Source organism: Pseudomonas sp. SDO5532_S415, from assembly GCF_054071155.1.
Window position 1 is genome coordinate 1 of the sequence record NZ_JBSVWS010000109.1, and the last position, 20417, is coordinate 20417.

The window sequence follows — 20417 nt, forward strand, 5'->3', positions numbered from 1 at the left end:
ACATCGATGGTGGCTGACACACCGCATTCGCGAGCAGGCTCGCTCCCACATTTGATCCTCATTGATCACAAAATATGCTCGCCCATAAAAAAAGCGCTGCCATCCCGGCAGCGCTTTTGTTTTATCAATCCGTTGTTTTTCTTCTTATCCTTCCATCACATCCCACAACGCATCCAGTTCCGCTTCGCTGAATAAACCAGCGGGGTAGCGCTCGATCATCGTCCGGCGCGGATCAGTCTCGCTGATCGGACGCGTTCCATTGGACTTGAACCAGTGCGCCAGGATCTGGAGCGATTCGCCATTGACTGCCAGGGGATGCAACGCCCGCTCGTTCACCACATTCACTTCGGCGTTCATTTCAGCGCTCTCTCCTGGTTTGTGAGCGGCTAACTTATCCAAGGTTTATGACAGAACATCGCAGTTCTCCCCCTCCCCGAGTTGCCTCATGAGAGATACAAGAGCTATGCCAATGTGTCTGGAGTGTCGATAAGCGGATGAAAAAAAGCCCGCAATCCTGAAAGGCCGCGGGCTCTGTGCGAGGTCACGAGCGAAAACGTTTGCGTGAATGATTTGGCAATCAACTCAAGCTGTTACGAGGTCACTCACTCCTTGTGCGGCGCAGGCTGCTGTTGGGTAAGGCAGTGAATGTTACCGCCACCCAGTAACAGTTCGCGGCCAGGTACCATCACCACTTCGTGCTGCGGGAACAGCGTCTGCAGGATTTCCTTGGCGGGACCATCCAGTGGGTCATCGAAACTCGGCGCGATGATGCCGCCGTTGACGATCAGGAAGTTCACGTAGGAACCGGCCAGACGCACCGATGGATTTCGTTCCTGGGTGCCATCCACGGGGTCGACACCCGCGCATTCTTCTTCGGTCGCGTACAGCGGCCCCGGAATCGGCATCTTGTGCACCGTGAACGGGCGACCCTTGGCATCCGTGCTGCTTTGCAGCACCTTCATGGCCGCCTGGCAACGCGGGTAGTTCGGGTCCTGCGGGTCGTCGGTCCACGCCAGCAGCACTTCACCCGGACGCACGTAGCAGCAGAAGTTATCCACATGGCCGTCGGTTTCGTCGTTGAACAAACCGTCCGGCAGCCAGATGATCTTATCCACAGCCAGATTGTCTTTGAGCACCGCTTCGATTTCCGCGCGGTTCAGGTGCGGATTGCGATTGCGGTTGAGCAGGCATTCTTCGGTGGTGATCAGCGTCCCTTCGCCATCGACGTGGATCGAGCCGCCTTCGAGCACGAAGCCCTCGGTGCGGTAGCGCGGGCTGCGCTCGATCTCGAGGATTTTGCCGCCCACCTGCGAATCACGGTTCCACGGTGAATACAGGCCACCGTCGAAACCGCCCCAGGAATTGAAATCCCAGTTCACGCCACGGACTTCGCCGCTGTTATTGATGACGAACGTCGGGCCGGTATCCCGGACCCAGGCGTCGTCGCTGGACATCTCGACCACGCGGATATTCGGCACGTCGAGACGGGCACGGGCGTTTTCGTATTGGCCCGCGGAGACCGCCACGGTGACCGGTTCGAAACGCGCAATGGCCTTGGCCACTGCCACGTGAGCGGCTTGCGCCGGTTTGCCGCCCAGGCGCCAGTTGTCCGGACGTTCGGGCCAGATCATCCAGGTCTGGGTCTGGGGTGCCCACTCGGCCGGCATGTAGAAGCCGTCTGCGCGAGGGGTGCTTTTCAAAGTGGTCATGTCGATCAGGACTCCAGGGTTCCGTCGAGGGTTTTCAGCGCGCCGTACAAGTTCGGACGACGGTCACGGAACGAGCCCCACGCGCTACGGATGTGTTCCAGTTGGTCGAGGTCGAAGGTGTGAACCAGAATGCCTTCTTCGGTTTCATTGAGTTCCTGCACCTTCTCGCCGAACTGGTTGGCGATGAACGACGAACCATAAAAGGTAATGTCGTAGCCGTCTTGTTCTTCATTGCCGATGCGGTTACTGGCGATCAGCGGCATCAGGTTAGCGCCGGCGTGGCCCTGTTGCACGCGTTGCCAGTGATCGCGGGACGAAATGGTCTTGTCGTGGGGCTCGCTGCCGATGGCGGTCGGGTAGAACAGGATTTCCGCGCCCTGCAGCGCCATGCTGCGCGCCGCCTCCGGAAACCACTGGTCCCAGCAGATGCCCACGCCGATTTTCGCGTAGCGGGTGTTCCAGACCTTGAAGCCGGTATCGCCTGGGTTGAAGTAATACTTTTCGTGGTAGCCAGGGCCGTCCGGGATGTGGCTTTTCCGATAAATCCCGAGGTTGCTGCCGTCGGCGTCGATGATCGCGATGCTGTTGAAACGCGCACGGCCCGCCAGTTCGTAGAAGCTGATCGGCAGCACCACTTGCAGTTCCTTGGCGACTTTCTGGAAGTGCTTGATGGCAACGTTGTCTTCCACGGTCGTAGCCAGTTGCAGGTAATCCGGATTCGGCTTCTGGCAGAAGTACGGCGCCTCGAACAGTTCCTGGATCAGGATGATCTGCGCGCCGTTGGAAGCGGCTTCACGGACCAGTCTTTCAGCGACCTCGATGTTGCCTTCAAGGTCCCAGGAACAGGCCATCTGGGTGGCGGCAACGGTAACGATACGACTCATGAATCATCTCCGGGCAAGTGCTTGACGGTCGGGCATGGCTTATCCGCGCCCTGGCAGTGGCGACTTTATAACCGATAAAAATCGGCTTTTGAAGCTATTAAACTGCCATTTGTCATAAATTTCGCACTTAAACCCGATAACAATCGAATTAATATCGCAAAACAAATGTGGGAGCGAGCCTGCTCGCGACAGCGTCGTACCAGCCAACCTCAATACCGACTGAACGATCGCCTTCGCGAGCAGGCTCGCTCCCACAAGGGGTAAATGTTTACAGGTCTTCGGCGAGCACCTTCGAGAGCATGTCCACAAAGAAATCCACGCTCCGACGCGATGTCACCATCGGCGGCTTGATCTTGAGCACGTTCAGGTAATCACCCGTCGGTTGCATGAAGATGCCCAGGTCGCGCAAGCGATTGCACAGTTCTGTGGTTTCCTCGGTCGCCGGTTCCAATGTTTCGCGATTGCGGATCAGCTCCACGCCCAGATAAAACCCGGAACCATGCACCGCGCCCACCAGCGGATGAATATCGATCAGCGCTTCGAGTCGCTCCTTGAAATACCCGCCCACGTCCTGGGCGTTTTCCCACAGTTTTTCTTCTTCCATCACATCCAGTACTGCCATGCCGATCTGGCAACTGACCGGACTGCCGCCCGCCGAGGAGAAGAAATAGCCCTCGGCCTCCAGTGCTTCGGCGATTTCCCGACGGGTGATCACCGCGCCCAGTGGCTGGCCGTTGCCCATGCCCTTGGCCATGGTGATGATGTCCGGCACCACGCCTTGCTCTTCGAAGCCCCAGAAGAAATGGCCCATGCGTCCGTAGCCCACCTGTACTTCGTCGGCAATGCATACACCGCCCTGGGCGCGGACCCTTTCGTAAACCTGTTTCAGATAACCCGGTGGCAGCGAGATACCACCGGCATTGCCGTACACCGGCTCGCAGATGAAACCGGCCAGTTGGCGTTTCTGCTCGGCGATTTTCGCCAGGTTGTGTTCGACGCTGCGCACGTAGTCCGGCGCGCTGTCCGGCCCACGGAATTCACCGCGATAGGTGTTCGGTGCAGTGACCGGATGCACCCAGTCCGGGCGGCTTTCCAACGCCTTGGGGTTGTCGGCAATCGAGGTCGACACCGCATCCGCGCCCACGGTCCAGCCGTGATAGGCCTCCAGCACGCTGACAATGTCGCGGCCGCCGCTGTAGGCCCAGGCCAGACGGATCGCCAGGTCATTGGCCTCACTGCCGCTGTTGACCAGGAACACGCGATCCATGGAGTCCGGCGCCAGCTTCAGCAAGCGCTCGGAAAACTCAGCCACGGCGGCGTAATTGAACCGCGAGTTGGTGTTGAGTAGCGACCATTGGCGGCTGGCGACCGCGGCCATGCGCGGATGACCGTGGCCGAGCACCGCGACGTTGTTGAGCATGTCGAGGTACGAGCGGCCCTGCATGTCGATCAGGTGGTTGCGCCAGCCACGCTCGATTCGCGGCGGATCGACGTAATAGTGTTTTTGCGTACGGGCGAAACTGGCATCACGACGGGCCAGCAAGGTTTGCGCATCGAGTTCTTCTTCGGCATCGCAAGCCAGCCCCAGCAGCGCCGCCGGTGACGGGCACAACGTTTGCCAGGCCGGCGCGCGGGTCGGTGTGCAGAACAAGGGCGCCGTGAACGACGCACCACGGCACAGTTGCACGAGCAGGGGTCCACTGACGGCCCCCAACACCTGACCTTTGACTAACGCGGCGCCTGCATTCAGTGACGGTGTCACGCCCCACAGACGCACGCTCAATTGCGGGCCATCCAGTTGCAGCACACCCGGCAACGGCTGGTGCACCACCCCGGCGAACGGCGCCTCGACCGCCGTGCCATGGGGCACGCGCAACTCGACGTGCAACGGACAAGTGTCCGGCTCGTTGGCGTCATCCGGCCGGGTGCGGGACAGACGGTATTGGCCGTAACGGCTGGCCGCCAGGCCGTGGGCCACGGCCGCTTCGTCCAGCAGGCGTTGATCGACACCCTCCTGCTCCCAGTTACCAGCCTCGAAATGCGGGCTGAGTACACCCAGGTCGATCAAGGCAAACTCACGTCCCACCAGGCTCGGCAGCAGCGGTGCAAAACCGTCACCGGCTATGCCTGGCAGATTCTGCCCGACAGCGGTCAGGATCGCGGCCTCCATCAGCGCCAACGGCACCGAGGTCGCCACGCGGAAAATTTCCCATTCGTGAGTCAGGTTGTCGCGACTGTAGGCGTTACCCGGATCGATGCTGACCTGCTGCTCACCGCTGAGCACCAACACCGCTGCACGAGCGACGATCAGCGGCCACAGCGCCAGCAGCTCTTCATGCTGCAAGGGATTGACCGCGTGATAGGCCTGTACCGCCGGCAGAATGCAGAACGGGTCGCCATCGGCGTGGTGCAGCAATGCCGCGCAGGTGACCGACAGATCGGTGATGCGCCAGGTACGGATCAGATCCCCGAAATCGATCACGCCCTGCAATTGCCATTGGCGCGCTGAGTCGCGCTGCCACACGACGTTGTCGTCAGTGATGTCCATGTGAATGGCCTGGATCGGCAACTTGTCCACCAAGGGCTGCAAGTGACGCTCGGCTTGCTCCGCCGCTTCGGCGATCAATCGACGTTGAGCGTCATCCTGGATGACTGGCAACAAATGCGCGATCAGTGCCTGGGCATGGCGCGCGTCCCACTGCAGGGTGCGCACCAGCCCCGGATGGTCGAATTGCGCCAACGCCAGGTCCATCTCGCCGCACAGGCGACCGAAACCCGCCACCACCGTGCGGTTGAAATGATCGAGGTGCGTCAGGGACTGGCCTTCGATGTAATCCAGCAGACGTACATGCACCGCTTGGCCACTGACGTCCAGAGACAACAGGTCCGCACCGTTTTTTGCCGGGATCACTCGCGGCACATGTACGTCAGGGTGTCCGCCCAAATGCTTGAGCCCGGCATGTTGAGCCTGCAACTCCAGCGCCGAATAATCGCCCCGGCAGATTTTCAGGACGAAACGCCCCTGATCGCTGTCGACGCGGTAGTTCAAATCCTGCTGACTGCCCAGGGCCTGCAACCTGCCGCCCAGCCCGTAATGCTCCTGCAACAGCTCAAGCGCTTGCTCCGCAGAGACTTGCGGACTGGGCAAACTGGCGCGATGAATCAACGTGGCGAGCGGCATGAAACAGACCTCTTCAAGGAAGGTGTTAAATTTATTAGGCGCCTATATCGCCACTGCGCGGGCCGATACGCAACCCCCCTTTCACCAGCCTGACGAACAACCGTCGGTCATCAACGGCTCGCAGACTGCGCCCGCAAGCCTAGGCATAATGTGCCCATACCCACAGGCGCTCGATGCTCATGACTCCGACCCTCCCCCGCAGACCCCGCTGGCGCAGCCTGGCCTTGCTCGCGCTGTGCCTGGCGCCGTTGTTGTGGCCGCTGGAGCATCTGGCCGAGCGCTACTACCGCAGCGAACTGGCCGGGCAGAACCGCCAGACCCTCGACCTCTACGTCGCCAACCTGCTGGGCACCCTGCACCGTTATGAAGTGCTGCCGCAGATCCTCGGCGATCTGCCGGCCCTGCGCGCCGTTCTTGGTGCGCCGGACGATGGTGTCACCCAGGGCAATGCCAACCGCCTGCTGAAAAACATCAGCTCCCAGACCGGTGCCGAAGTCATGTACCTGATGGACACCACGGGCAAGACCCTGGCGGCCTCCAACTGGGACAAGCACGACAGTTTCGTCGGGCGCAATTTTTCGTTCCGGCCGTACTTCAGCGAAGCCATGGCCGGGCGGCTGGGGCGATTCTTCGGGCTCGGCACTACGTCCGCCAAGCGCGGCTACTTCTTCGCCGCGGCCGTGCGCCAGGGCGAGAAAATCATCGGCGTGCTGGTGGTCAAGGTCGACCTCGACCACACCGAAAGCCTCTGGGGGAAAACCCCGGAACAGCTGTTGCTGACCGATCACAACGGCGTGGTCATCCTCACTTCGCGGCCTGAATGGCGCTTCCGCTCGACCCGTCCGTTGAGTGAAGACGAGCGTAAAGCCATCATCGCGATCCAACCCTATCCAACCCGCGATCCGAAGCCGTTGAATCTCAATCCCGATGCCTGGCTGACCCAGACCCAGGCCATCGCGGAAACCGGCTGGAATGTCAGCATCCTCGCGCCTCGCACCTTGATCGACCGTCCGGTACGCACGGTGGTCGCCGTCGGTGGCGCGACGTTGTTGGTGGTGATGCTGCTGCTCGGCCTGATGATGCAGCGCCGCCGTCATTACCTTGATCGAATAGCCTTCGAAGGCAAAGCCAGGCGTGAACTGGAGGGGCGGGTCGCCGAACGCACCAGCGATCTGGAAGGCCTCAACCGTCGTCTCAAACAGGAAGTGCTGGAGCGCGAGCAAGCCCAGCAAGAACTGGTACGCGCCCAGGATGATCTGGTGCAGGCCGGCAAACTGTCGGCATTGGGAACGATGTCGGCGAGCATCAGCCACGAGCTCAACCAACCGCTGGCCGCCATCCGCAGCTACGCGGAAAACGCCGAAGTGTTGCTCGACCATCAGCGCACCGACGATGCCCGCGGCAATCTCAAGCTGATCAGCGAACTGACCGGGCGCATGGCCTCAATCATTGCGCATCTGCGCGCCTTTGCCCGCCGCGATCGCCACGCCCCGGAAAGCGTCGCCCTGCAACCGGCGCTGGACGACGCCCTGGCCTTGCTGGCCAAGCGCCGGCGCAGCATGGAAGTCGAACTGATCCGGGATTTGCCCGCCGCGACCTTGTGGGTCGAAGCCGGGGAAACCCGCCTGCGCCAAGTGCTCGGCAATCTGCTGGCCAACGCCCTGGACGCCCTGACGGAAAAAGGCCCGCCACGTAAACTCTGGCTGAGTGCCCAATCCAGTGCCGATGGCGTCAACCTGTACATTCGCGACAATGGCCCCGGCTTCTGCATGGAGGCCCTTGGTCGCGCCAGCGAACCTTTCTACACCACCAAGACCCGCACCCAGGGGCTTGGATTGGGACTGGCGATCTGCGAAACCCTGATGCGCGCCTTCGGCGGTGAACTGTTGTTCGCCAACCACAAGGAGGGCGGCGCCCTGATTACCCTGAAACTGCGCGCAGGCGCGCCGGGTGTGAGCCTGCAACCGTCCGAGGACCGAAGTGCATGACCATCGACAATCGAATTCAGGTCGTGTTGATCGACGATGATCCCCACCTGCGCCAGGCCCTGAGCCAGACCCTCGATCTGGCCGGCTTGAAAATTCTGCCGCTGGCCGAGGCCAAGGGCCTGGCCGGGCAACTGGAACGCGACTGGCCGGGGGTGGTGGTCAGCGACATTCGCATGCCCGGCATGGACGGAATCGAACTGCTGACCGAGCTCCACGCTCAGGACCCGGAGTTGCCGGTGTTGCTGATCACCGGTCACGGCGACGTGCCGCTGGCCGTGCAAGCCATGCGCGCCGGGGCTTATGACTTTCTGGAAAAACCCTTCGCCAGCGACGCCCTGCTCGACAGCGTGCGCCGCGCCCTGGCCTTGCGCCGCTTGGTACTGGATAACCGCAGCCTGCGCCTGGCCCTGAGCGATCGCAATGAGCTGAGCACACGTCTGGTCGGGCAATCGCCTTCGATGCTGCGCCTGCGCGAGCAAATCGGCGCCCTGGCGGCGACCAAGGCCGATGTGTTGATCCTGGGTGAAACCGGTGCCGGTAAAGAAGTGGTGGCGCGAGCGCTGCATGATTTGTCGAGCCGCCGAAACGGTCCCTTCGTGGCGATCAACGCCGGGGCGCTGGCCGAATCGGTGGTCGAGAGCGAGTTGTTCGGTCATGAGCCGGGCGCCTTCACCGGTGCGCAGAAGCGGCGCATCGGCAAATTCGAATTCGCCAACGGCGGCACATTGTTCCTCGATGAAATCGAAAGCATGAGCCTGGACGTGCAGGTGAAGTTGCTGCGCCTGCTGCAGGAACGGGTAGTCGAACGCCTGGGCGGCAATCAGCTGATTCCACTGGACATCCGCATCATCGCCGCCACCAAGGAAGACCTGAGGCAGGCCGCCGATCAGGGGCGTTTTCGCGCCGACTTGTATTACCGCCTGAACGTCGCGCCGCTGCGCATTCCACCGCTGCGTGAGCGAGGTGAAGATGCGCTGGTGCTGTTTCAGCATTTTGCCGATGAGGCCAGCAACCGCCACGGCTTGCCGCCCCATGAACTGCAACCGGGCCAACGCGCCCTGCTGCTGCGCCACACCTGGCCCGGTAACGTGCGCGAACTGCAAAACGCCGCCGAACGCTTCGCCCTGGGCCTGGAACTGGCGCTGGACAACAGCGAGTCGCAAGGCGGCGCCGGCACCCTGGTGGAACCGGTCAGCGGTGGCTTGAGCGAGCAAGTGGAAAACTTCGAAAAAACCCTGATCGCCGCCGAATTGGCACGCTCCCATAGCTCCGTGCGCAGCGTTGCCGAAGCCCTCGGCATTCCGCGCAAGACCTTGCATGACAAACTGCGCAAACACGGCCTGAACTTCGCCGACAGCGGAGCCTCCAGCCAGACCGACGAACTCGATTGAGCCACCGTCCAATCATCCACCCCAAACAAGAGGCCGCTGAATGAGCCGCGACAGTCGTCAACTGGAATCCGTCCTCCACCATGACATTCCCCTCACGCGGGACATGGGCCTCAAAGTGCTCGACTGGCACGATCAGCAACTGCGCCTGCATTTGCCGCTGGACGCCAACGTCAACCACAAGAGCACCATGTTCGGCGGCAGCCTGTATTGCGGCGCGGTACTGGCCGGCTGGGGCTGGTTGCATTTGCGTCTGAAAGAAGAAGGGATTACGGACGGGCACATCGTGATTCAGGAAGGGCAGATCAGCTACCCGCTGCCGGTGACGGGCGATGCGCACGCCATTTGCCAGGCGCCTGGCGCGCAGGTGTGGAAAAAATTCCTCGCCACCTACCACCGTTACGGACGGGCGCGACTGGCGCTGCATACGCGGGTGGTGAATGCGGGCAGTGATGAGGATGCGGTGAGGTTTGTCGGGCAGTACGTCCTGCACCGCTAAACATCAGAACCTACACAAAACCTGTGGCGAGGGAGCTTGCTCCCGTTCGGCTGCGAAGCAGTCGCAAATCAGGCAGCCGGATTTAACTGATGTTTCGCAGTGCCTGGATTTGGGGTTGCTTCGCAACCCAGCGGGAGCAAGCTCCCTCGCCACAGAGGTACAGCGAACTCAGGAACGCGCCAGATCCAAAAGTTTTTCGCGCCACGCCGCCTTCGCCGGCAACGCCAGGAAAAACTCATTCAACAGCGACTCCCGCGCCGGATAACAAAACGGCGCGCCGCTCAAATCCAGCACTTCACCGCCCGCTCCTTCCAGCACGCCTTGCGCCGCCGCCGTGTCCCACTGCGAAGTCGGTGCCAGGCGCGGATAACAATCGGCCGCGCCTTCGGCCAACAGGCAAAACTTCAGCGAGCTGCCAATATTGGCCAGTTCCAGCTCACCCAGGCTGGCGCTCAACCCGGCCAACAGGCGTTCCTGCTCCGGGCTGGAATGGCGGCGACTGGCGACCACGGTGAACGCCGCATCCGTCGGCGGCACTTCGCGAACCTGAATCGGCAGCGGCTCGGCGTTCTTGTCGCCGCGCCATGCGCCCAACCCGCTGCCACCCACGTAAAAGCGCCCGTTGGTCGGCATCGACACGACGCCAAACACCACGCGCCCCTGCTCGATCAACGCAATGTTGACCGTGAACTCCTCACTGCCGGAGATGAATTCCTTGGTGCCGTCCAGCGGGTCCACCAGCCACCAGCGCTGCCATCCGGCGCGTACGCTTTGAGGAATGTCGGCATCTTCTTCAGACAACACCGGGATGCTCGGATCCAGCGCGATCAGGCCGGCAACAATCAGGTGATGGGCGGCCAGGTCGGCGGCAGTGACGGGTGATTCGTCAGCCTTGGCGGTCACCGCCGTGCCGACGCGCCAGAACGGCAAAATCGCTTCGCCAGCCTTCAAGGCCAGCTCTACCACCGGAGCCATCAACGGATGGGGAAAATTCATGGCAGGAACACCCCACGCTGGGTCAGCAGATCACGGGCCAGGTACAGTGCCGCCAAGGCGCGGCCCTCGGTAAATTGAGGGTTTTGCGCCAGTGCCGACAACTCCCGCAGGTTGACCTTGCCCAGCCCCATCGGCTCCGGTTCGTCACCTTCAAGACGCTCTTCGTACAAATCGGTGGCCAGCACCACCTGGATTTTCTGGCTCATGTAACCGGGCGATAACGACAGCTCCGTCAAATGCTCAAGCTGCCGCGCGCCAAACCCGGCCTCTTCCTTGAGCTCGCGCTCTGCTGCCGCCAGCACATCTTCGCCGGGCTCGATGAGCCCCTTGGGCAACGACAATTCGTATTCATCGGTTCCGCCGCAATACTCCTCGACCAGCACCGCATGGTCCGCATCGAGCATCGCCACGATCATCACCGCGCCATAACCGGTGCCTTTGCCGACCAATCGCTCGTAAGTGCGCTCCTCACCATTGGAAAAGCGCAGTTTCAGCTCCTCGACGCAGAATAAACGGCTGGTGGCAACGATCTCGCGGGCGAGGATGGTGGGTTTCTGGCGCATGAGCGGCTCCTGAGCGATAGCGGGTTACTATACCCGGCCTATCCTGATTGTTGTCCCCGGATACCTTTTTTATCGCTGGAGAAGTTTTTTATGTCCCCGCTGCCCTGGCACGACATCGACACCGTTCTGCTGGACATGGACGGCACGTTGTTGGACCTGCACTTCGACAACCATTTCTGGCTGGAGCATCTGCCCCAGCGTTACGCCGAACTGCACGGGGTCAGCCGGGCCATGGCCGAGCTTGAGTTGCAACCGTTGTTCGAGCGCCACGCCGGTCAGTTGCAGTGGTATTGCCTGGATTTCTGGAGTGCCGAGCTCAAGCTGTCCGTGCGTGAACTGAAACTGGAAACCGCGCACCTGATTGCCCTGCGCCCGGACGCGGATACTTTTCTGGCGGCGATCAAAAAGGCCGGCAAACGCGTGGTGCTGATCACCAATGCTCACCGTGATTCACTGTCATTGAAGCTGGAAAAAATCGAACTGGCACCGTATTTCGAGCGCTTGATCAGTTCCCACGATTATGGTTTCCCCAAGGAAAACCCGCAGTTCTGGGACGCCTTGAGGGAGGACATCGATTTCGATCCCGCGCGTAGCCTGTTTATCGACGACACCTTGTCGATCCTGCGCAGTGCGCGGGATTTTGGTGTGTCGCACCTGTTGGCCGTGAGCGAGCCGGACAGTCGCCAGGGACCGAGGGACACGGCGGAATTTGCGGCGGTGGAGGATTATCGGGATCTGATTGCCGGGCTTTAGACCGAGTCGCCTAATTCGCGAGCAGGCTCGCTCCCACAATGGATCTGCGTCGTGCACACACTCTGTGCTCGCTACAGATCAAATGTGGGAGCGAGCCTGCTCGCGAAAGCGGTCTTGAAGATTACTCGGGAATCCGCAACACCTGCCCCGGATAGATCTTGTCCGGGTGCTTGAGTTGCGGTTTGTTGGCCTCGAAGATTTTTTGATACTTGTTCGGATCGCCGTAAACGCGCTTGGAAATCGCGCTGAGCGTGTCGCCCTTCTCGACCGTGACAAACTTCGCGGCCGGAGCCACGGCGCCGGTCACCGTGATCTGATCGTCAACACCGCTGACGCCGGCCACGTTGCCCAACGCCAACAGGATTTTTTCCTTCTCCTCCTGGCTGCCCGCTTCACCCGTGGCGATAACCTTATCGCCCTCGACTTTCACCTGAATCCTGGAAGTATCGATCCCCGTCAGCGCGCTCTGCACATGCTTGGTCAACGCTTCACTGTTGGCTTCGGCCTTGTCCGGCGTCAGCGCATCAAGGATTTTTTCACCGGCTTCTTTAAGAAAACTGAACAGGCTCATCGTGTGCTCTCCCTGGGAATTAGTGTCCAGACGCAAAAGCCTAGACCACGGTTGCCAAACACGACTTCAAACCGACCAATGACGCCGCTTCGCGCCAAGCGATAGAATCCGCCCCTGCTCACCCCCCCTGGATCCGCCCTGGAGCGAAGATGGACATCAAGCAACTGAAATTCCTCATCGCTCTCGACGAAACCCGGCACTTCGGCCAGGCGGCCGCGCGCTGTCACATCACCCAGCCGACCCTGTCCATGCGCCTGCGCAGCCTCGAGGAAGAACTCGATCTGCCGCTGGTCAATCGCGGACAACGCTTCGAAGGCTTTACTGCTCCGGGCGAACGGGTGCTGGCCTGGGCGCGCACGGTGCTGGCGGCCTATGACGGTTTGTACGCCGAGGCGGCCGCCTGTCGCGGCAATCTGGTCGGCACCTTGCGCCTGGGCGTGGTGCCGCTGTCGAGCTTCGACCCACTGCCGCTGTTGCAACGCCTGCACGCAGAGCACCCGAACCTGCGCTTTGAATTGTCGGCGCTGAGCTCCGAGCAAATCCTCGAACAATTGGCGAACAATCGCCTGGATCTCGGTGTGTCGTACCTGGAACGCCTTGATGCCGAACACTTTGACTCGCTCACTTTCAGTGAAACCCGCATGGGTCTGCTTTACGATCAACGTTTCTTTACCTTTGGCGAGCGGCCGCTGAGTTGGGAATCGTTGATCGAGCTGCCGCTGGGCATGCTCACCAGCGGCATGCACTTTCGCCAGTCCATCGACCATAATTTCCACAGCCGCGGGCTCACCCCGCAGCCGTTGTTGCAGACCGATGCCGTGCATCAGCTGTTACAGGCTGTGCATGGCGGCTTGTGCTGCGCCGTGATGCCACTGGACGGTGGCCTCGAAGACCTGACTGATCATTTACGCCTGCAGCCGATCGAAAACGCCCAGACTCTTGGCCGCCTGGGGCTGATCATGCGTCGCACCGCTCCTCGTTCGGCGCTGGCAGAAGCCTGTTTCGCGATTTATCAGCAATCGCTGATGGGTGCTTGATCGACGGCATCTATCGGCAGATCAGTAATAGCGATTAGACGCGACAGTTTGCCGCGCCTAGTCTTTAAGCTGATCAGACCCTCGGTGATGCCATGAACCCCAAGCGCCCTTCCTGCCCGGCGCCCGCCCTCGAAACGCCCGCGCCTGCAGCCAGCCAGACATACAGCTACAGCAACATTGAAAACGCCGAATCGGCCAGCACTGCGTTGGCCGAGGAAGTGGCGTTGGCGATTGCCTACAACGGCATCAGCCAGGCCGTCATGCTGGTGACGCCGAGCGATCTTGAAGACTTTGTCGTCGGTTTCAGTTTGGGTAGCGGCATCATCGAAGACGTCAATGAAATCTATGACCTGCAACTCAGCGGCTCGGGGTCGGCGCAGTATGCGCAAGTGACCATCGCCAACCGCGCCTTCTGGAACCTCAAGCTGCAGCGTCGACAAATGGCGGGCACCAGCGGTTGCGGGCTCTGCGGCGTGGAAGCGGTCGAGCAAGCCTTGCCAGATCTCAAGGTATTACCCGGCGCGCCATTGCCGCCCGCCGAATGGCTCGACGGCCTGCGCCAACGCATCGGCGCGTTCCAGCCGCTGGGCCAGTACAGCGGCGCAGTGCACGCGGCGGTGTTCATGAACGACAAGGGTGAGTTGTTGCTCGGCCGTGAAGACATCGGCCGCCACAACGCCCTCGACAAACTGATCGGCGGGCTGATCCGTCGCAACATCCCGCTCACCGGAGGGCTGGCGATTGTCACCAGCCGTTGCAGCCTCGAATTGATCCAGAAAGTTTTGCGCGCCGGCATCCAGACCCTGGTCAGCCTGTCGTCGCCCACGGGCCTTGCCGTGCAGTGGGCCCGTCGCCACAACCTCAACCTCATCCATCTGCCACAAAAGAATGCGCCGCGGGTCTACAGCCCAGCGTTGGAGAATCAAGCGTGAGTCAACACCGTCAAGCCGACCAGACCCCCGTCCCTCGCTACAAGCCCTACAAAGGCCCGGCCGGTGGCTGGGGCGCACTGATCAGCGTCGCCCAAGCCTGGTTGACCAGCGACAACGCACTGAAAAACCTGCGCATGATGCTTAAGACCAACAAGAACGGCGGCTTCGATTGCCCCGGTTGCGCCTGGGGTGATTCGCTGGAAGGCGGCATCGTGGCGTTCTGCGAAAACGGCGCCAAAGCGGTGAACTGGGAAGCGACCAAACGTCGTGTCGATGGCAAATTCTTCGCCAGACACAGCGTCACTTCGCTGCTGGAACAGAGCGACTACTGGCTCGAATACCAGGGCCGCCTGACCGAGCCGTTGAGCTACAACGCCGAAACCGATCGCTACCAGCCCATCAGTTGGGACGATGCGTTTGCCCTGATCGCCAAGCACCTGCGCGGTTTATCGAGCCCGGATCAAGCCGAGTTCTACACCTCGGGTCGCGCCAGCAACGAAGCGGCTTTCCTCTATCAGTTGTTCGTGCGCGCCTACGGCACCAACAACTTCCCCGACTGCTCGAACATGTGCCACGAAGCCAGCGGTGTTGCGTTGTCGCAGAGTGTTGGCGTCGGCAAAGGCACCGTGACCTTCGACGACTTCGAGCACGCCGATGCGATTTTCGTCTGGGGCCAGAACCCGGGCACCAACCACCCCCGGATGCTCGAACCGCTGCGTGAAGCGGTCAAGCGCGGCGCGCAGGTGGTGTGTATCAACCCGCTCAAGGAACGGGGTCTGGAACGTTTCCAGCACCCGCAACATCCGATCGAAATGCTCACCAACGGCGACAAACCAACCAACACCGCGTACTTCCGTCCGGCACTGGGCGGTGACATGGCGGTGCTGCGCGGCATGGCCAAATTTCTGCTGCAGTGGGAGCGCGATGCGCAGAAGGCTGGCACCGAGGCGGTGTTCGATCACGATTTCCTCAACGCACACAGCGTCAACGTCCTGGACTACCTGGCCGCCATTGACGACACCTCGTGGGAGCAGATCATCGAGCAGTCGGGCCTGTCCCTTGTTGAGATCGAGCAAGCAGCGCGCATGTACGCCAAGGGCAAGAACGTCATCATGTGCTGGGCCATGGGCATCACCCAGCATCGCCACTCGGTGGCGACCATCCAGGAAATCGCCAACCTGCAGCTGCTGCGCGGCAACATCGGTCGACCAGGCGCTGGCCTGTGCCCGGTGCGTGGCCACAGTAACGTGCAGGGTGACCGGACCATGGGCATCAACGAACGCCCGCCAGTGGCATTCCTCGATGCGCTGGAGCGTCGCTTCCAGTTCAAGGTCCCCCGTGAAAACGGCCACAATGTGGTCGAGGCGATTCACGCCATGGCCGAAGGTCGGGCAAAAGTGTTTATCGCCCTGGGCGGCAACTTCGCCCAGGCCACCCCTGACAGCCCACGGACCTTCAAGGCCCTGAGCAATTGCGACCTGACCGTGCAGATCAGCACCAAGCTCAACCGCAGCCACCTGGCCCATGGTAAAGACGCGCTGATCCTGCCATGCCTGGGCCGGACCGACATCGATCGGCAAGCTGAAGGTCCACAAGCGGTGACCGTCGAAGACTCATTCAGCATGGTCCATGCCTCCAACGGTCAGCTGGAGCCGCTGTCGAACCAGATGCGCTCGGAGCCGGCAATACTTGCCGGCATCGCCGCTGCCACGCTGGGCAGCCACCCGGTGGATTGGAACTGGCTGGTGGCGGACTACAGACGCATCCGCGACCTGATTGCCGACACCATTCCCAACTTCAAGGACTTCAACGAGAAGATCAAGAATCCCGGCGGTTTCTATCTGGGCAACAGTGCCGGGGCTCGCAAGTGGAACACCGCGTCGGGCCGGGCCAATTTCCGTCCGAACGTATTGCCCAAGGATCTGGTACACGAACGCACCCGCGCCACTGGCGTATTGCCCGATCTGATCCTTCAATCGATGCGTTCCCATGATCAGTACAACACCACGATCTATGGCCTCAACGACCGTTATCGCGGCGTGAAAGGTCAGCGTGATGTGTTGTTCGTGAACGAAGCCGACATCATTCGCCTGGGCTTCAAGCCGGGGCAGAAGGCTGACATCGTGTCGCTGTGGGATGATGGTGTCGAGCGTCGGGTGAAAGGCTTCACGCTGCTGGCGTTTGATATCCCGGCCGGGCAAGCGGCGGCGTACTACCCGGAAGTCAATCCGCTGGTACCGCTGGAAAGCACCGGGGACGGCAGCCATACGCCGACGTCGAAGTTCGTGGCGATCCGCCTGGAAGCGGCGAGTGAGACCGGGTTGATCATGGCCAAATCGGCTTAATGCGGCGTTTTATCTGGCCTCTTCGCGAGCAGGCTCGCTCCCACATTGAATCTTCTGTAGGCACAGACATTTGTACTCGCTCCGGTCCCACTGTGGGAGCGAGCCTGCTCGCGAAAGCGGTAAGATGTTCAACACGTTTTCCGAATCGAATACTTTCCTAACGCCCACAAAAAAGGCCGTTTTCTCACAAAAACGGCCTATCCGAAGTAGCTAAAGACCGGCGAAAAACACTTAAGTTCCGCCCAAAAAACAGCAACTTATAGAAATGTGCTCAAGTCGTGTTACTCGTCGGATTTCGATTGTCAGGCCCATGCCACAGCCTCAGGATCGCGGCGTCATCCCCTTGAGGTTCCTCCATGAAGTTCTCCTCGATTCTCTTGTTGTCCCTTGGCCTGGTCAGTGGCATTGCTTCTGCTGGCGGCACCACCGAAGCAGGTGTGGGTGGCGCATTGGGCGGGGTTCTAGGCTCGGTCGTCGGCCAGTCAATTGGCGGTAATACCGGTTCCACTATCGGCGCGGCCCTGGGCGGCGCGGGTGGTAGCGCCGTCGGCGCAGACAAACGCAGCCGTGGCGAAGCCGCCATTGGCGGTGCGTTGGGCGCAGCAGGCGGTAACGTGGTCGGCCGCAGCATGGGCGGCACCACCGGCAGCCTGATCGGTTCCGCTGCGGGCGGCGGTGCCGGTGGCGCGCTGGGTAACTATATGGGCAACAAGAGCGATGACGATGACGATGATCATCGCTCCTACCGTGACCGTGGTGATCGTCGTTACTACCGTGATGGCCACCCGGGTCGCGGTCATGCCTACGGCCATCGCAAGCACCACCACAAGCACTACCGCCACCGTCACTGAAACCAAAACGGTTTCGCTGGCAGGTAAAAAAATCGCAGCCCCAGGGCTGCGATTTTTTTTGCCTGAACTAAACCGCCAGACGTTCGAGGGCGTTGCGCAATCCGGCCGGAATTGCCACCGGCTGGTTTGACGCCCGATCCACAAACACATGCACAAAGCGCCCCGCCGCACAGGCCTCGTCCTCCCCCTGTTTGAACACCGCCAACTCATACTGCACCGAGCTGTTGCCCAGTTTGCCTACCCGCAGACCGATCTCGATCCGGTCAGGAAATGCGATGGAAGCAAAGTAATCGCACGCCGAACTCACCACGAAACCCACCACCTCACCATCGTGGATGTCCAGGCCGCCGACTTCGATCAGGTAGGTGTTCACCGCCGTGTCGAAAAAGCTGTAGTAGGTGACGTTGTTCACGTGACCGTAGGCGTCGTTGTCATGCCAGCGGGTAGTGATGGGCTGGAGGTGCGAGTAGTCGGCGCGTTGGGGTATCGGGTTGGACATCAGTGTCGGTTCCTGAGGTTGAGTGGCCAGTTTAAAGCGAACACCGCGTCTTCGTTCTTCGCGAGCAGGCTCGCTCCCACATTTATCGCATTTCAATCAGACAGATAATGTTCAGCCCCCGCCCGTACCTCGGCATAGGGATAATCTTCAAGCGCTGCATACCCGGAAATCGTCCGAACCTTGAGCTTGGTGAACAGCGGCACGCTGATCCCGCACAGAAACCGCGTCACACGCTCCGCTGAAGGCAAGCTGCCAGTGTGCTGCTCATGCCTGTGGATAAAATCGCCGCACAAAGCCTCGAAATTTTTATCCACAAGGGTCGGCAATGCCGGTGGCTCAGGCAGACGCGCCACCTGCCCATGACATACCGAACAATGCCCACACTGCCGAGGCGCATTTTCGTCACCGAAATACTCGGCCAGGCGATAACCCAGGCAATGGTCGGTGGCGAACAGATCGAGCATGGCGTGGATTCGTGCGATTTCGGTTTGCTCATGCCGAGTGAAGTCAGCGTGCAGTTCTTCGCTCAATGCGGCGCTGTCAAAGTCCGATTGCAGCAAGCTGTAGACCTCGGTCATCAGTTTGCTTTCAAGCTCCACCCAGCCCTTCTCCTGAAAGTAATCCAGCGCCTTGACCACCCTGTCGCGCTCAGCCTGATACTGCTCGTACAGCGCATCGAAATTGACCGTGGCCCAAGTCCGGGCGCGGGAGGACGTCTGAATGATCGCCGCGACGAAATCCCTGCGCTCGCCTTCGAAACGGGCCAGCAGTTCCTCCGGTTCCAGCAAATATTTGAAACGGTACTCGGCGTAGTACGCGTAACGCGGGGCGATGATTCCACGCAGTTCCAGCTGAACCAGCAGAGTCTTGAGCGGCAACTGGCGAATGTTGCTGTTGTCCGCCAGCGGCCCCAACAGAAACTCCCACTGCCCTTCAGGCGCGCAAGTTTGCAATTCGTCGAGTACGCGGCGTATGCCATCGCGCTCAGGCGTATCACCGTAGACGAAGTTCTCCAGCACGTTCAGGCTGTCACGATTGGCCAGTACCAGACAGTCGGACGGCTGCCCGTCACGCCCGGCACGACCAATTTCCTGGCTGTAGTTTTCGATGGATTTGGGCAGGTCGAAATGCACCACGTTGCGGATGTCGCTCTTGTCGATGCCCATGCCGAACGCGATGGTGGCAACGATGCAATTGGACTGCCCACCCATGAAGCGCTTCTGGATACCGTCGCGCTGATCGTTTGGCAAACCTGCGTGATAGGCCTCGGCCTGAATGCCGTTCCGACCGAGATGCTCGGCAATGTGCTCGGCGGTTTTTTGCAGGGTGACGTAAACGATGCTCGGCTGGCCGGGACGCTCGCTCATCCACTCAACCAGGCGCCGGCGCTTGTCCTGCCCGCGCACGGGTTCTACCCATAGATAGAGGTTGGGCCGATAGAAGCCGGTGGTCACCACATCCTCGGGAGCGATGGCGAATTTGGCCTGCATGTCGGCGATCACCTTGGGCGTCGCAGTGGCCGTCAGCAGCAGGACTTGAGGGATGTTGAACTGACGTTGGTAGTCCGGGAGCTTGAGATAATCCGGACGGAAGTTGTGACCCCACTCCGAAATGCAATGCGCCTCGTCCACCACCAGCAGCGAGATCGGGACCTGCTGTAAAAAATGGCGGAAGCGCTCGTTTTTCAGGCGCTCCACGGAAATCATCAGGATCTTCAACTCACCAGACCTGGCGCGAGCCATGACATCGCTGGCGTCATCGCGGCTCTGCGCCGAATCGATACTGCCCGCGGCAATGCCATGGCGCTGCAGGAACGCCAACTGATCCTGCATCAATGCCAACAGGGGCGAGACCACCAGCGTCAGGTGCGGCAGCATGACCGCCGATAACTGATAGCACAGGGATTTACCGGAGCCGGTGGGAAAAATCGCCGCCGCCGAACGCCCGGCCAGTACCGCGCTGATCGTTGCTTCCTGACCGGGTCGAAACTGTGGGTAACCGAAAACCTGTTCCAGGGTGTTGTGCATAAGCTGTCACTCCGTTGACCGCTGCGATGGACAAAGCCTAGCCGGCGATCGCAGCGAGTCGAGAAAAGGTCGGGGGCAAAACGATACGCGATGATACAGCGGATGGTCTGGAGGGATGGCAAGGCTTGGGCAATGGATTGACCGGCAGATCGCTTTCGCGAGCAGGCTCGCTCCCACAATGGAATGCATTTCAA

The 20417-nt window shown here is 60.7% G+C and carries 17 protein-coding genes; 8 read left to right on the forward strand and 9 right to left on the reverse strand.

Translation table 11 applies throughout. The features are described from left to right. Nucleotides 1–144: 144 nt before the first annotated feature. From ACW9HW_RS20735 to ACW9HW_RS20750, 4 genes are all read right to left on the reverse strand, one after another. Nucleotides 145–357 carry a hypothetical protein gene (locus ACW9HW_RS20735; protein ID WP_457401582.1) on the reverse strand — a complete coding sequence of 71 codons (213 nt, stop codon included), beginning with the start codon at nucleotides 355–357 and terminating at the stop codon, nucleotides 145–147. Between the two features lie 245 nt (nucleotides 358–602). Beyond that, complete coding sequence (gene aguA / locus ACW9HW_RS20740) at nucleotides 603–1709, reverse strand: agmatine deiminase (protein WP_095192354.1); 1107 nt, start codon at nucleotides 1707–1709, stop codon at nucleotides 603–605. Nucleotides 1710–1714: 5 nt separating this feature from the next. Beyond that, nucleotides 1715–2593 (reverse strand): N-carbamoylputrescine amidase, encoded by an 879-nt coding sequence (gene aguB, locus ACW9HW_RS20745; protein ID WP_457401584.1) that lies wholly within the window; start codon nucleotides 2591–2593, stop codon nucleotides 1715–1717. Nucleotides 2594–2861: 268 nt separating this feature from the next. Beyond that, nucleotides 2862–5774 (reverse strand): aminotransferase, encoded by a 2913-nt coding sequence (locus ACW9HW_RS20750; protein WP_457401586.1) that lies wholly within the window; start codon nucleotides 5772–5774, stop codon nucleotides 2862–2864. A 179-nt stretch (nucleotides 5775–5953) separates the two neighbouring features. Between ACW9HW_RS20750 and ACW9HW_RS20755 the strand changes: the two genes are divergently transcribed. The 3 genes from ACW9HW_RS20755 to ACW9HW_RS20765 are packed head-to-tail and all read left to right on the forward strand — an operon-like array spanning nucleotide 5954 to nucleotide 9649. Further along, a complete protein-coding gene (locus ACW9HW_RS20755) occupies nucleotides 5954–7762 on the forward strand; it encodes a sensor histidine kinase (RefSeq protein ID WP_095192357.1) in 1809 nt (602 codons plus the stop codon). Then, nucleotides 7759–9153, forward strand: a complete 1395-nt coding sequence (locus ACW9HW_RS20760; RefSeq protein ID WP_095192358.1) for a sigma-54-dependent transcriptional regulator — start codon at nucleotides 7759–7761, stop codon at nucleotides 9151–9153. The genes ACW9HW_RS20755 and ACW9HW_RS20760 overlap by 4 nt, the downstream gene beginning before the upstream one ends. A 40-nt stretch (nucleotides 9154–9193) precedes the next feature. Next, nucleotides 9194–9649 carry a YiiD C-terminal domain-containing protein gene (locus ACW9HW_RS20765; RefSeq protein WP_457401588.1) on the forward strand — a complete coding sequence of 152 codons (456 nt, stop codon included), beginning with the start codon at nucleotides 9194–9196 and terminating at the stop codon, nucleotides 9647–9649. A gap of 168 nt (nucleotides 9650–9817) precedes the next feature. Here the strand turns inward: ACW9HW_RS20765 and cysQ are convergent, their stop codons facing one another. Beyond that, nucleotides 9818–10645 carry a 3'(2'),5'-bisphosphate nucleotidase CysQ gene (gene cysQ, locus ACW9HW_RS20770; protein WP_457401590.1) on the reverse strand — a complete coding sequence of 276 codons (828 nt, stop codon included), beginning with the start codon at nucleotides 10643–10645 and terminating at the stop codon, nucleotides 9818–9820. Then, on the reverse strand, nucleotides 10642–11208 hold the full coding sequence (gene nudE, locus ACW9HW_RS20775) for an ADP compounds hydrolase NudE (protein WP_095192361.1): 567 nt from the start codon (nucleotides 11206–11208) through the stop codon (nucleotides 10642–10644). Before nudE ends, cysQ begins: the two co-directional genes overlap by 4 nt. Before the next feature lie 90 nt (nucleotides 11209–11298). Here nudE and yrfG point away from each other — a divergent pair, with 90 nt between their 5' ends. After that, a complete protein-coding gene (yrfG, locus tag ACW9HW_RS20780; protein WP_095192362.1) occupies nucleotides 11299–11961 on the forward strand; it encodes a GMP/IMP nucleotidase in 663 nt (220 codons plus the stop codon). Nucleotides 11962–12082: 121 nt separating this feature from the next. On the opposite strand, the gene lysM is transcribed toward yrfG, so the two are convergent. After that, on the reverse strand, nucleotides 12083–12532 hold the full coding sequence (lysM, locus tag ACW9HW_RS20785) for a peptidoglycan-binding protein LysM (protein WP_095192363.1): 450 nt from the start codon (nucleotides 12530–12532) through the stop codon (nucleotides 12083–12085). 149 nt (nucleotides 12533–12681) lie between these two features. Between lysM and ACW9HW_RS20790 the strand changes: the two genes are divergently transcribed. The 4 genes from ACW9HW_RS20790 to ACW9HW_RS20805 all read left to right on the forward strand — a co-directional run bounded on the left by ACW9HW_RS20790 (nucleotide 12682) and on the right by ACW9HW_RS20805 (nucleotide 17697). Beyond that, nucleotides 12682–13569 (forward strand): LysR family transcriptional regulator, encoded by an 888-nt coding sequence (locus ACW9HW_RS20790; protein WP_095192364.1) that lies wholly within the window; start codon nucleotides 12682–12684, stop codon nucleotides 13567–13569. 92 nt (nucleotides 13570–13661) lie between these two features. After that, the gene (gene fdhD, locus ACW9HW_RS20795; RefSeq protein WP_095192365.1) at nucleotides 13662–14501 is read left to right on the forward strand and encodes a formate dehydrogenase accessory sulfurtransferase FdhD; all 840 of its coding nucleotides are present in this window, start codon (nucleotides 13662–13664) and stop codon (nucleotides 14499–14501) included. Next, nucleotides 14498–16846, forward strand: a complete 2349-nt coding sequence (locus ACW9HW_RS20800) for an FdhF/YdeP family oxidoreductase (protein ID WP_095192366.1) — start codon at nucleotides 14498–14500, stop codon at nucleotides 16844–16846. The genes fdhD and ACW9HW_RS20800 overlap by 4 nt, the downstream gene beginning before the upstream one ends. 356 nt (nucleotides 16847–17202) lie before the next feature. Next, on the forward strand, nucleotides 17203–17697 hold the full coding sequence (locus ACW9HW_RS20805; protein ID WP_095192367.1) for a glycine zipper domain-containing protein: 495 nt from the start codon (nucleotides 17203–17205) through the stop codon (nucleotides 17695–17697). A 67-nt stretch (nucleotides 17698–17764) separates the two neighbouring features. Here the strand turns inward: ACW9HW_RS20805 and ACW9HW_RS20810 are convergent, their stop codons facing one another. Beyond that, complete coding sequence (locus ACW9HW_RS20810; RefSeq protein WP_457401593.1) at nucleotides 17765–18196, reverse strand: acyl-CoA thioesterase; 432 nt, start codon at nucleotides 18194–18196, stop codon at nucleotides 17765–17767. A 92-nt stretch (nucleotides 18197–18288) separates the two neighbouring features. Then, on the reverse strand, nucleotides 18289–20223 hold the full coding sequence (locus ACW9HW_RS20815; protein ID WP_457401595.1) for a RecQ family ATP-dependent DNA helicase: 1935 nt from the start codon (nucleotides 20221–20223) through the stop codon (nucleotides 18289–18291). Nucleotides 20224–20417 lie beyond the last annotated feature (194 nt).